9 protein-coding genes are annotated in these 11,707 nt (G+C 74.3%); 3 read left to right on the top strand and 6 right to left on the bottom strand.

Translation table 11 applies throughout. The features are described 5' to 3' along the window. Positions 1-235 precede the first annotated feature (235 nt). Entirely contained in the window at positions 236-2,389 is a 2,154-nt protein-coding gene (locus ABZ842_RS08625; RefSeq protein WP_361533893.1) for a HEAT repeat domain-containing protein, read from the top strand. Here ABZ842_RS08625 and ABZ842_RS08620 read toward each other — a convergent pair. Further along, positions 2,358-3,017: a TIGR03086 family metal-binding protein gene (locus tag ABZ842_RS08620; RefSeq protein ID WP_361533890.1), complete on the bottom strand. Its 660-nt coding sequence runs from the start codon at positions 3,015-3,017 to the stop codon at positions 2,358-2,360. The two genes, ABZ842_RS08625 and ABZ842_RS08620, sit on opposite strands and share 32 nt — an antisense overlap. Positions 3,018-3,299: 282 nt before the next feature. Between ABZ842_RS08620 and ABZ842_RS08615 the strand changes: the two genes are divergently transcribed. Further along, on the top strand, positions 3,300-4,271 hold the full coding sequence (locus ABZ842_RS08615) for a fibronectin type III domain-containing protein (protein WP_361533887.1): 972 nt from the start codon (positions 3,300-3,302) through the stop codon (positions 4,269-4,271). A 26-nt stretch (positions 4,272-4,297) separates the two neighbouring features. On the opposite strand, the gene ABZ842_RS08610 is transcribed toward ABZ842_RS08615, so the two are convergent. The 4 genes from ABZ842_RS08610 to ABZ842_RS08595 form a co-directional block, all read right to left on the bottom strand. Next, a complete protein-coding gene (locus ABZ842_RS08610; protein ID WP_361533884.1) occupies positions 4,298-5,350 on the bottom strand; it encodes an alpha/beta hydrolase in 1,053 nt (350 codons plus the stop codon). A gap of 163 nt (positions 5,351-5,513) precedes the next feature. Beyond that, on the bottom strand, positions 5,514-6,728 hold the full coding sequence (locus ABZ842_RS08605; protein WP_361533881.1) for an FAD-dependent monooxygenase: 1,215 nt from the start codon (positions 6,726-6,728) through the stop codon (positions 5,514-5,516). A 53-nt stretch (positions 6,729-6,781) separates the two neighbouring features. Next, entirely contained in the window at positions 6,782-8,407 is a 1,626-nt protein-coding gene (aceB, locus tag ABZ842_RS08600; RefSeq protein ID WP_361533878.1) for a malate synthase A, read from the bottom strand. Between the two features lie 137 nt (positions 8,408-8,544). Next, positions 8,545-9,501: a hypothetical protein gene (locus ABZ842_RS08595; protein ID WP_361533875.1), complete on the bottom strand. Its 957-nt coding sequence runs from the start codon at positions 9,499-9,501 to the stop codon at positions 8,545-8,547. Positions 9,502-10,028: 527 nt separating this feature from the next. On the opposite strand from ABZ842_RS08595, the gene ABZ842_RS08590 reads away from it, so the two are divergent. Then, positions 10,029-10,997 carry a zinc-binding dehydrogenase gene (locus ABZ842_RS08590; protein ID WP_361534349.1) on the top strand — a complete coding sequence of 323 codons (969 nt, stop codon included), beginning with the start codon at positions 10,029-10,031 and terminating at the stop codon, positions 10,995-10,997. Positions 10,998-11,055: 58 nt separating this feature from the next. Here ABZ842_RS08590 and ABZ842_RS08585 read toward each other — a convergent pair whose 3' ends face one another. Then, the gene (locus ABZ842_RS08585) at positions 11,056-11,688 is read right to left on the bottom strand and encodes a nucleotidyltransferase family protein (protein ID WP_361533872.1); all 633 of its coding nucleotides are present in this window, start codon (positions 11,686-11,688) and stop codon (positions 11,056-11,058) included. Positions 11,689-11,707: the final 19 nt, after the last annotated feature.

Raw genomic sequence — 11,707 nt, 5'->3', positions numbered from 1 at the left:
ATGCCGCGGCAAAGCCCAAGCCGCGCACCCCATACCCCGTATGCCCTTCAGCCGTCGGCCGCCGGCTTCGTCCAGCTCAGCGAGTAGCGACGCAGCACGTGCCGGCGGTAGCGCACGCAGGATGCCCGGATGCCGGGCGACGTTGGTGTTCCAGTACGGGCTCGGGTCATCGCGCTGCGGCATCGGGTCATCCTGGGCAGGGCCCGGTGTCAGACCCCCGTGGCATGCTCCAGGTATGGATCTTGACGGGGTTTTCGCGGAGCTGGACGGCGTGGGCTGGGAGGAGCTGGAGCACGCCTACGGGGAAGCGGAGGACGTGCCCGCGATGCTGCGCGGGCTCGTGGGGGACGAGGGCGAGGCGTCCGAGGCGCTCGGGGAGCTGTGGGGCAGCATCGTCCACCAGGGGACGGTGTACGAGGCGACCGCCGCCGCCGTGCCGTTCCTCGCCCGGCTCGCCGCCGGCGGGGTGCGCACGGTGGACCTGCTCGTCCTGCTCGGCGCCATAGCCGAGAGCACCGACGAGTGCGGCGTGCCGCAGCCCGGGGCGTGCCGCAGCGCCGTCGCGGCGCAGTTGCCGCTGGTGCTGCCGCTGTGCCGGGCGGCGGACGAAGAGGTGCGCCGGGCCGCGGTGTGGACCGCGGGGCGGACGGGGGACGCCTCGGCGCTGGCGGTGCTGCGCGAGCGGTGGGCGCGGGAGGCGGCGGCGGGGGTGCGGGCGGAGCTGCTGGCGGCCCTGGCGCACGTGGACCCGGCCGCCTCGACGGCGCTGGCGCTCGGCGCGCTCGCGGCGGACGTCCCGGGCGAGGTGCGGCTGGTGGCCGTGATGGCGTGCGTGGACGCGGGGCTCCCGTTCGGCGAGGTGCACCACGAGACCCTGCTGTCGCTGCTGCCCGCCGATCCGCTGGTCTCCGGCCGCTTCGACGAGGGCCGCAGCGAACCGCTCCACTACGTCGTCGACGCGCTGCTGATGCGGGACTCGGCCGCCGACCGGGAGGCCGCGTACGAACTGGTCGAGGCCGCGCTCGCGCTCGTCGACCCCGCGGCGCGGGCGGAGGCGCTGTGGGCCGCCGAGCACGCGTGCCTGATCTCCCGCGGCGCGCCCCCGCGGCTCGCGCCGGTGGTGGTCGCCCTGCTCACGGACCCCTCCTTCCCGCACACCGCTTCCGTGCTGCCGGTCCTGGAGACGATGGGCGCCCACGCCGCCGCGGGCGCGCCCGCGCTCGGCGTACTGGCCGACGGCGAAGGGGAGTTGGCCGACCGGGCGCTGGAGGTCCTGGCCCGCCTCGCGCCCGAGCAGGCCGCCCGGCTCCTCGCGCGGGACCTGGGCGGCCGGTCCGGCGCCGTCGACGCGATCACCAAGGCCGTGCCCCTGCCGTACGCACCCGAGTTGCTGAACGCGATCCGCATCGAGCTGACCGCGACCGCCGAGACGGTCGGGGCGGTCGATGCCGCCGAGCGGGCGGCGCCGTCGCGTCGGCGCAGGCTCACCGAACTGCTCACGGCCTGGGGCCCGCAGGCGTCCGCGGCGCTGCCCGAGCTCACCGTCCTCTTCGGCCGGTCGCCGGCGCTGTTCGCCGGGGCGCTCGCCGCGGTCTGTCCGCCCGAGCGGAGGGCGGAGACCGCCGAGTTGCTGCGCGGGGCCGCCGGCGCCGGCCCGGTCGACGACCGGTACGCGGCGGCCGAAGCGCTGTACGGCCTCACCGGCGAGAGCGCCCTGCTGGTCGCCGCGCTGCGGGACGCGCTGGCCGTCGGTGCGCAGCCGCGCGAGGTGGCCGTCGTGGAGGCCGCGGGCCGCCTCGGCGACGCGGGGGCCGCCCTCGTGCCGTACCTCCGCTCCGCCCTGACGCCCGCCGGCACGCACCGCGTCGTGCACGAACTGGACGTCGACGTCGCGGTGGCGCTCGCCCTGTGGCGGCTGACGGGCCGGTCGCAGGAGCCGCTGAGCGTCCTGGGCGGGGTCCTCGCGGAGGCCCGGGACCGGGAGTTCATGACCGGATCCGTACGTCGCTGCGCCCTGGCCGCGGCCGAACTGGGCACGGCAGCGGCACCGTTGGAGCCCGCCCTTGCGTCCTGCCTCACCGAGCCGCAGTACACCCCCGCCGCGGTCCTCGCGCTGCACGCGATGGGCGCCGCCCCGGCGGACGCCGCTGCGCTGGCACTGACCTGCGTCGAGAAGGGCGTGGACGCGATGACGGCGCTGGATGCCCTGGAGTCCCTGGGCAGCGGGGCCAGGACGGCCGAGGACACCGCCCGGCTCGTTGCGCTGGCCGAGCGGGACCTGCGGATATGGGCCACCCGCCGGGAGGGGCAGCTGGTCGCCGTCGACGAGCGCCTGCGGGAGCGGGCGGCCCGGCTGCTCAGCGGGGCCAGCTCGGACGGCGCCCGCTGAGGCCGACGACCCGGTCCAGCAGAGGGGCCCCGGCCTCGACCGGGACGATCGGGCCGAAGATGACGCCCCGCATCGGGTCGTCGTCGCCGGTGGCCGCCAGCAGCTCGTACGACACGCCCAGGGCGTCCTGGGGCGGGTCGTACGGCTGCCCGGTGGCGCGGGCGAGGTCCCAGCCGTGGACGACGATTTCGTTCAGGGCCACCATTCCGGCGACCGGCGCGGGCAGGGTGACGCCCCCGGCCCGCGTCGTGCCCTGCCACGCCGCCGGGTCGGACCACGCCTCGGCGACCTCGTCGAGCCGACGCGGCAGCACGGCCCGCCAGTCGGGGTCGAGGACGGGCCGTGCGCTGTTCGGGTCGGTGTCCGTCGTCGGGCCGAGTTCCTTGCGTGCGGTGTCCCGGAAGGCCGTGGTCAGCATGACCAGGTGCCCCAGCAGCTCGCGCACCGAGTAGTCGGGGCAGGGGGTGGGCGCCCCCAGTCCGTCGTCCGTCACGGCGGGCAGCAGCCGGGCGACGGCCTCGGCCGCGGGGCGGAAGTCGGGCGGGGCAGGCCGCCCCGCGCCGGTGGCCGCGGGGGTGCCCCCGCCGTCTGCGGCATCCGATTCGTTGATGTCGTTCATGTCGTTCATCCCATGGGTGTCGTGCTTGCCGTCCACACAAAGGGGACCGCCGGCCGGCCCGGAACTCATCGGTCGCCGTCCGTCGGTCCAATCTCCCGCCGGGCAGCACGAGTTCGTTCGCGTACGCGAGCGGCCGTTGAGCACCGCGCCGGCGCTGTCGGAGCGGGGGCGATTCTCCTCGGGGGCTTGCTGCGAAAGCCTCCCGACAGCCATATTGGACGGGTATTGGTCTGGACCATTACGGGCGTCATCCCCCACCGTCGCCGTTTCCCCCTCAACGGAGGCTCGATCGTGCACCGTCCCCCCACCCTCGTCGCGCTGGCCTGCGCGGCGGTCCTGCTTCCCGTGACCCTCACCGCCTGCGGCGGCGACGACGGGAAGGGGAAGAAGGACACCGAACCCCCCACCACACCCGCCGGCGTCACCGCGCAGGCGGGCAGCGCCACCTCCGTCCACGTCATGTGGAAACCGGCCACCGACGACGAGGCCGTCACCGGCTACCAAGTCCTCCAGCAGGGCCGCGAGGTCAAGTCCCTGCCCGGCAGCACGACGATGGTCGACGTGGACGGGCTGAAGCCCGGCACCGCGTACGCCTTCACCGTCCGCGCCCGCGACGCCGCCGGCAACGTCTCCGGGCCCAGCACCGCGGTCTCCGTCACCACCCCGGCCGCCAAGCCCGAGGACAAGAAGGCCCCCACCACGCCGACCGGGCTGCGCGGCACAGTCGACAGGGAGCGCGAGGTCAGCCTCAGCTGGCGGCCGGCCACCGACGACGCCCGGGTGACGTCGTACGACGTGTACCAGGAGGACACCCGCATCCACAGCGTCGCCGGCACCGAGACCACCGCCCGCGTCCCCCACCTGCGGCCGGGCACGGTGTACACCTTCACCGTGCGCGCCCGGGACGCGGCGGAGAACTCCTCGTCCGACAGCAACGCCGTCGACCTGACGACCCCGGCCGCGCCCGGCGCCGGACCCAACACCGCGCCCACCGACCTGACCGCCACCGCCACCAAGGGGAGCATCGAACTGACCTGGACCCCGCCGAAGACGGACGGGGTCGTCAAGTCCCACGAGCTGTACCTCAACGGGAAGATGGCCACCACCATCGTGTGGGGCGGCGAACCGCCCGCGGGGGGCGCCTCGTACACCATGACGATCAGCGACCCGCCCGGCACCCGCTACAGCGTCAAGCTCCGGGCGAAGCTCCCCGACGGCAAGTGGGGCGACTTCTCCGCCCAGCGCACGGTGGTGACCCGCTGATGGACCACCACCGTCACTGAACGCTTCTAGCGGCGCGAGGTGTGCTGGCGGCGGGTCGCCGCCAGCAGCACGCCGCCGGTGAGCACGACCGCTCCGGCCAGCCCGCCGACGCCGACGAGTGCCAGCGCGCCCGAGCCCGTGTCGGCCAGCGCCGCGCTCTTCGACGAGTCGGTTCCGGTGGATTTCGCCGCGGCGATGATCTGCTCGGTGACGACCTCGGGGTGCGACATCATCGACACGTGCGAGGAGTCGACCTCGACCGTCGTCGACTTCGCCCGTTCGGCCTGGAAGCGCTCCAGGTCCGGGGCGATCGCCTTGTCGTGCTGCGAGACCACGAACCACGACGGGACCGTCCGCCAGGCCGCCGCGGGCGCGGCCTCCTCGAAGCAGGCCGCGGCGATGGGCCGTTGCTCGACCGCCATCAGCCGGGTCTGCGAGCGCGCCAGGTCCGCGGCGAAGACGTCGTGGAACTTGTCCGTCTTGATGTACAAGTCCGAACCCTGGGTCTTGCCGTCCGAGAACGGGACCGGGTTCAACGCCGGTTGCAACTCGCTGCCCTGGAACTTCGTCGAGAGCGCCCCCAGGGTCTCCCCCTTGTCCGGCATGAACGCGGAGACGTACACCAGCGCCCTGACGTTCGAGTTCCCGGCCGCCGCACTGCCGATCACGGCACCGCCGTAGGAGTGGCCGGCGAGCACGATCGGGCCGTCCACGCTCTTGAGGACGCTCGCGACGTACGCGGCGTCCGAGGTCAGGCTGCGCAGCGGGTTCGCCGGGGCCAGCACCTCGTACCCGTCGTTCAGCAGCCGCTCGGCGACCGCGCTCCAGCCGGAGGCGTCCGCGAACGCCCCGTGCACCAGGACGATCGTCGGCTTTCCCCCCTTGCCGCCCCCCTTGCCGCCGCCCTTGTCGGCGCCGGTGGCGGCGGTGCTCGCGAGGGCGGGTGCGGCGGTCAGCACCGTGGTGGACAGCGCCAGCGCCACGGCGCCCGCCCGGGATATGCCGCGGCGGCGGGAGCGGCGCGACGCTGGGGACGCCGGGGATGAGGAGGGGGTGGAGGGGGAGGGGGACGCAGCCATGGCCGTCGCTCGATTCTTGGGGTGGGGAACGGCTGTCGCTCCTCAGCGTTTTCGCGCCGCCACCTCCCCGCACGCCCCGTGTGGCGCGAGAGTGACGCTCCGGACCGTCCGGGTGACCGCCCGCCGGCGGAGGGCCCCTGTCACCGCGCCTTCGCGACGGTCGTCAGTCCGGCAGTCGACGTCCGCCGAAGGCGCCCGCCGCGTCCGCCCGCCGCCACCACGCGGCCAGGGCGGGGCCGTCGAGCGAGGGCCAGTCGGGGGTCGAGGTCACCAGGGCCTCGCCGAGCCGGCGCCCCAGGTCGACCATGGTGCGGCCCAGGGCCGCCCGGGCCGAGTCGTAGCGCGCGAGCGCCGCGGCGGGGTCGGCTCCACCGGCGAGTGCGTTCTCCAGCAGCACCGCGTCCTGGAGCGCCTTGACCGCGCCGGCCCCGGTGTGCGGGCGGGCGATGGTGGCGGCGTCCCCCAGCAGCGCCAGCCGGCCGCTGACGCCGGGCTCGACGGTGACGTCGTACATCGGCTGGACGAAGAGCTCGTCGGGCGCGGTCACCTCGATCAACCGTGCCCAGAACGGGGGTAGATGATTGTGCGTCAGCCGTGTGAGGTGGGTGCACAGGGCGGTGCTGAGGGTGCCGGGCGGCAGGCTGGTGGGGGTGGCGAGCGGAAGGTCGAGACCGGGCGGCGGCGCGGCGTACAGCACCCAGTTGACCCGGTGGCCGCCCGCGCCGTCGGGGATGCGGTAGATCACCACGTGGCCGCCGGGGAACACCACGTACGCCGCCGCGTCCCGCTGCCAGCGCTCCCCGCCCGGCAGCCGCCCTTCGGGGTACGCGCCGCGCCAGGCCAGGTATCCGGCGTACCGGGGGCGGGCCTGCGGACACACCGCGTCCCGCACCGTCGAACGGTAGCCGTCGGCGCCGATCACCAGGTCGTGGCGGACGGCGCCGGCCGCGGTGCGGACCTCGACGCCGGCGGGGGTGTCCGCCACGCTCAGGACCGCGCTGCCCTGGTGGAAGGCGACGGGGTCGGGGACCCGGGCGCGCAGCTCCCGCCACAACGGGCCCCAGGCGTACGTGCGGAAGGGGAAGGCGTCGGTCCTGATCCGCCGGCCCAGACCGGGGCCCGCGCCGTCGCGGACGTACCACTGGCGCTCGACGAGCTCGACGCACGCCATTCCGGCGTCCAGGAAGCCCGCCGCCTCCAACTCCGCGTACCGGGCGCCGTGGACGCCGATGCCGACGCCGCGGTCCGCGAGGTCGCCGCCGGTGCGCTCGTGGACGGTGACGGACCCGTAGCCCGCGCGGTGCAGCGCCAGCGCCGCGGCACAGCCGCCGATGCTGCCGCCGACGACGGCCGCGGATGCTCCCGCCTTCGACTCCATGCGCCTCATCATGGCAGCCAGCCGCCCCCGGGCGTCGACGTCGGCTCGCTGCGTCAGCCGGTGAGCTGTTCGTACGCGGGCAGGGTGAGGAAGTCCTCGTACCGCTCGTCCAGCGCCACCTGCAACAGCAGGTCGTGCGCCTGCTGCCAGTGGCCGGCGGCGAACGCCTCGTCGCCCGACTCGGCGCGGATCGCGTCGAGTTCGTCGGAGGCGACCTTGCGGGCCAGCTCGCGGGTGGCGCGCTCGCCGTTCTCGAAGACCACGCCCGCGTTGATCCACTGCCAGATCTGCGAGCGGGAGATCTCGGCCGTGGCCGCGTCCTCCATCAGGTCGAAGATGGCGACGGCGCCCACGCCCCGCAGCCACGCCTCGATGTAGCGGATGCCGACCTGCACCGCGTTGCGCAGCCCCTCGTAGGTGGGCCGGGCGTCCAGCGAGTCGACGGCGATGAGGTCGTCCGCCGTGACCGACACGTCCTCGCGCAGCCGGTCCTTCTGGTGCGGCCGGGTGCCGAGCACGGCGTCGAAGGAGGCCGTCGCGATCGGCACCAGGTCGGGGTGGGCGACCCAGGAGCCGTCGAAGCCGTCCGCCGCCTCGCGGTCCTTGTCCGCCTTCACCTTCTCGAAGGCGACCGCGTTGACCTGCGGATCGCGCCGGGAGGGGATGAAGGCCGCCATGCCGCCGATGGCGTGGGCGCCGCGGCGGTGGCAGGTGCGCACGAGGAGTTCGGTGTAGGCGCGCATGAACGGCGCCGTCATCGCTACCGCGTTGCGGTCGGGCAGCACGAACTTCGCGCCGCCGTCGCGGAAGTTCTTCACGATGGAGAAGAGGTAGTCCCAGCGGCCCGCGTTCAGCCCGGACGCGTGGTCGCGCAGCTCGTAGAGGATCTCGTCCATCTCGTACGCGGCGGTGATCGTCTCGATGAGGACGGTGGCGCGGACGGTGCCCTGCGGGAGGCCGACGTGGTCCTGGGCGAAGACGAACACGTCGTTCCACAGCCGGGCTTCGAGGTGGGACTCCGTCTTCGGGAGGTAGAAGTACGGGCCCTTGCCGAGGTCCACCAGACGCTGCGCGTTGTGGAAGAAGTAGAGGCCGAAGTCGACGAGGGCGCCGGGGACCGCGCTGCCGTCGGCGGCGCGCAGATGGCGCTCGTTCAGGTGCCAGCCGCGCGGTCGCATCACGACCGTCGCCAGCTCCTCGTTCGGCTTCAGGGCGTACGACTTGCCGGAGCGCTCGTCCGTGAAGTCGATCCTGCGGGCGTACGCGTCGATCATGTTCAGCTGCCCGACGACCACGTTCTCCCAGGTGGGCGCGGAGGCGTCCTCGAAGTCCGCGAGCCACACGCGCGCGCCGGAGTTGAGGGCGTTGACGGCCATCTTCCGGTCCGTGGGGCCGGTGATCTCGACGCGGCGGTCCTCCAGGGCCGGGGGTGCGGGGGCGACCCGCCAGGAGTCGTCCGCGCGGATGGCGGCGGTCTGCGGCAGGAAGTCGAGCGTGCCCGTCCGGGCGATCTCGGCCCGGCGCTCGGCGCGCCGCGCGAGCAGTTCGTCCCGGCGCGGGGTGAACCGCCGGTGCAGCTCCGCGACGAACGCGAGCGCGGCCTCGCTCAACACCTCCTCCTGACGGTCCAGCGGGGCGGCGTCGACGACGGTGAGCGGGGACGGCGCTGGTGCGGACACGGGCGGTCACTTCCTTCGGCGGGAGGCGCGTGGGACGTGCGTTGAGCGATCCAAAATGGATACTAGTTTCCTCATCGTGGAAGCTCAAGGTGTGGTGGGTGTCGTGCGGTGCCTCCGAGGGGGCGTCCTTCGCCGGCTCAGCGGCGGGCCATCAGGAGTTGCGGCAGCTCCGCCGTCTGGTTCTGGGCGCCGGGCCGCAGGCCCGAGTCGGAGGAGTTCGCCCACTCCATCGTGACCACGGGTGCGGCGCCGTCACCGACGTCGATGCGCGCCCCCGCGAACCGTTCTCCCGCCGCCGTCTTCGGACGCAGCACCTCGGCTACTGCGCGGGCCGCGTCCGCGGACTGCGTCACGGCGCACAGGCGCTCCTTCGAGGCGCCGTCGTCCGTGGTGCGGGCGCCGATCGCGAAGAGCGTGAGCCCCGGCAGTTGGCGCGGCCGGTCCTTGCCGTAGAACGTGGCCTGGTAGGCGTCGTCACCGAGGCAGTCGACCGCGGCCCGGTGCGCCGGGTCGGCCGCCACCGACGCCTTGGGCGCGACCAACGGCAAGAGCGGTGCCCGCGCGCCGTAGGAGGTGGAGCGGACGGTGGACGACACGGTGAGCCGCGCCTCCTCGTCGGTGAACAGCGGCGCACCGTCGGCCTCGGTCTCGCTCCAGCCGCGCTTCTTCATCGCCCCGCTGACGGCGGCGACGTCGAAACGGCCGGTCAGGCGGGTGGCGTCCGATCCGATCTGTACGGAGGTGTCCACCGCCTTCTCGTCGAACCCGACCGCCTCGCTCACCGGTTCGCCCCGGTAGGCCGCCTGCGTCACCTCGGGTATGCCGAACCCGGTCAGCGCTGAGTACAGCTTCTGGTCCCGCGCGACGAGGCGTCGCACTTCGGGGACGTTCCAGTACGTGAGCGTCTGACCGGCTTGGTCCCCGGGGACGCCGCCGAGCGCGGCCGACAGCCCGACGCCGGCCTTCGCGTCCCCCGAGTCGCTGCCGGACCCGTCGCCGGAGTCGTCCCCGCAGGCCGCCGTACCCGCGGCGAGGACCGCCGCGAGCACCGTCGCCGTGACCCTCCTCTGCATCCTGCGGCCGTACACGCTCATCCCGGTCTCCTTGCTCGCGCCCCGTGTCGTCCTGATGACCGGTGCAGTCTTCCAGCCCGCGAGCGGAACGGATCCACGGAATTCCGCTGCCTGCCAGCGGCTGTTCTCCGGCGAGCGGGCTAAAAGGGGCTATACGGTGTCTAGTCGACCGCGGACCTGGGCGACGACGGCGCAGCCGAGTTGGTCGAACGGGGCGTCCGGCGGGGGTACGGGCAGCGCGGCGGCCCGGCGCGGGGTCGGGACGCCGGCATCGGCGTGGGCACCGACAGGAGGTCACCGACGGCACCCGGGCCGCCCTCGCGGCCTCCGCGGCGCTCACCACGCTCGTCCTCCTCCCCCCGCGCCGCGTCCCGCGTCCCGACCCCAGCGGGGAACCGGGTGGGTGGGCCGGCCGATCGGCCGGCTCCGCCCTGCCACCCTCGCCACTCGGATCGAGCACGAGACGGCTGTCCCGCTTGCCCTCAACCCTCCTTGAGGTTCTACGTTGCAGGGAGATGTTGATCCAGACATGAGGAGCGGTGGCCGAGATGCGTGCGATCCGGGTGGCGGAGTTTGGCGGACCCGAGGTGCTGACAGTGGCGGAGGTCGCGGACCCCGTGGCGGGTCGGGGACAGGCCGTGGTGGGGATGGCCGCGGTCGACGTGATCTACCTTGACACCCTGTTGCGAGCCGGCTGGGGCGGCGACTACTTCCCTTTGGAGCCGCCGTACGTCCCCGGTGGCGGTGGCGCGGGACGGGTGCTCTCGATCGGGGCGGGCGTGGACCCGGGCTGGGTCGGACGTCACGTTCTGGCCCGGGGCACGGGCGGCTACGCCGAGCAGATGGTGGCCGATGCACGGGAGTTGGTGGAGGTCCCCGAAGGGGTGGCGTCCTCGACCGCGGCTGCCCTGCTGCACGACGCGGTGACCGCCCAGATGCTGCTGCTCATGGGGCAGGTCCAGCGGGGCGAGTGGGTCCTTGTCGCGGCGGCGGCCGGGGGCGCCGGCTCGCTCGTGGTGCAGTTGGCCAAGGAGGCCGGCGGCCGGGTCGTCGCGGCGGCGCGGGGCGGGCGCAAGCTCGCGTTGGCGGGGGAGTTGGGTGCGGAGGTCACGGTGGACTACTCGGAGCCCGGCTGGCAGCAGCGGGTCATCGAGGCGACCGGAGGAGCGGGGGTCGCGCTGGCCTTCGACGGAGCCGGCGGCCAACTCGGCCGGGACGCCTTCGACACGGTGCGCAAGGGCGGCCGTTTCGTCACCTACGGCACCGCGAGCGGCGGCCTCGCTGACATCGACCCCGACCGTGCCGAACAGCGGGACGTCACCGTCACCAACGCCCTGGAAGCGGGCTCCCCGGGCGCCGAGGAGGTGCGGGCCCTGCTGGTGGAAGCCCTGCGCCGCGTGGCCGACGGCACTCTCCGCCCGACCGTCGGCGCGACGTACCCCCTCGCCGAAGCGGCCCGCGCCCACGAGGCCCTGGCCGAACGCACCACGGTGGGCAAGTCCCTGCTGCTGATCTGAGACGGGGCAAGGGGCGCGGGGTGTGTGCGAACAACCTATGCGGCCCGCGCACACCCCCTCACCCCTCCAGGCGCCACAGGTCCCCCTCCACGTCGATGTCGTACGCCTCGGCCACGTCACCGCACTCCACCAATACCAACTCACCCTGGTGCCGCTTCAGATACCCCTTGGCACCCTGATCCCCCCGCGCCTCGCGTGCCACGTCCGGCCAGCGGGCGGCGCCCAGGAGCACCGGGTGGCCGCGTTCGCCGGCGTACGTCGCCGCTGCCAGCGCGTGCCGTGAGGCGCCCGCCGCCTCGCGCACCCGCGACACCGCCCGCGCGCCGATGCCGGGCTGGTCCACGAGGACGACGAGCGCCGAGCTCGCCGACGCACCGGCCAGGGAGGTGAGCCCGGCGCGGAGGGACGAGCCCATGCCCTGCGTCCAGTGCGGGTTGTCCACGACCACACAACCCGTCAGATCCGCCTCGGCGCACACCCGGTCGGCCGCGGCGCCCAGCACCACGTGCACCGGGTCGCAGCCGCCCGCCCGCAGGGTGCGCACGGCGTGCTCCACCAGCGGCCGGCCCCGGTGGCGCAGCAGCGCCTTGGGCCGGCCGCCCAGCCGGCGCCCGCCGCCGGCCGCGAGCAGCAGCCCCGCGACGGCGCCGGGCAGCTCGGGATCGGTCGGTTCGTCAGCTTCGTACGTCATGGAGGACTGCCTACCGCAC

The sequence above is a fragment of the Streptomyces sp. NPDC047315 genome (assembly GCF_040643215.1).
Taxonomy (GTDB): domain Bacteria; phylum Actinomycetota; class Actinomycetes; order Streptomycetales; family Streptomycetaceae; genus Streptomyces.
The sequence above is the reverse complement of the archived record's forward strand: the minus strand, read 5'-3'. Positions and strand labels throughout refer to the sequence as shown.

What these genes read in the sequence shown, in the direction of transcription:
- ABZ842_RS08625 (WP_361533893.1), top strand. Translation starts at nt 236, where the DNA reads ATGGATCTTGACGGGGTTTTCGCGGAGCTGGACGGCGTGGGCTGGGAG.
- ABZ842_RS08620 (WP_361533890.1), bottom strand. Translation starts at nt 3,017, where the DNA reads ATGAACGACATGAACGACATCAACGAATCGGATGCCGCAGACGGCGGG.
- ABZ842_RS08610 (WP_361533884.1), bottom strand. Translation starts at nt 5,350, where the DNA reads ATGGCTGCGTCCCCCTCCCCCTCCACCCCCTCCTCATCCCCGGCGTCC.
- ABZ842_RS08605 (WP_361533881.1), bottom strand. Translation starts at nt 6,728, where the DNA reads ATGGAGTCGAAGGCGGGAGCATCCGCGGCCGTCGTCGGCGGCAGCATC.
- ABZ842_RS08595 (WP_361533875.1), bottom strand. Translation starts at nt 9,501, where the DNA reads ATGAGCGTGTACGGCCGCAGGATGCAGAGGAGGGTCACGGCGACGGTG.
- ABZ842_RS08590 (WP_361534349.1), top strand. Translation starts at nt 10,029, where the DNA reads ATGCGTGCGATCCGGGTGGCGGAGTTTGGCGGACCCGAGGTGCTGACA.
- ABZ842_RS08585 (WP_361533872.1), bottom strand. Translation starts at nt 11,688, where the DNA reads ATGACGTACGAAGCTGACGAACCGACCGATCCCGAGCTGCCCGGCGCC.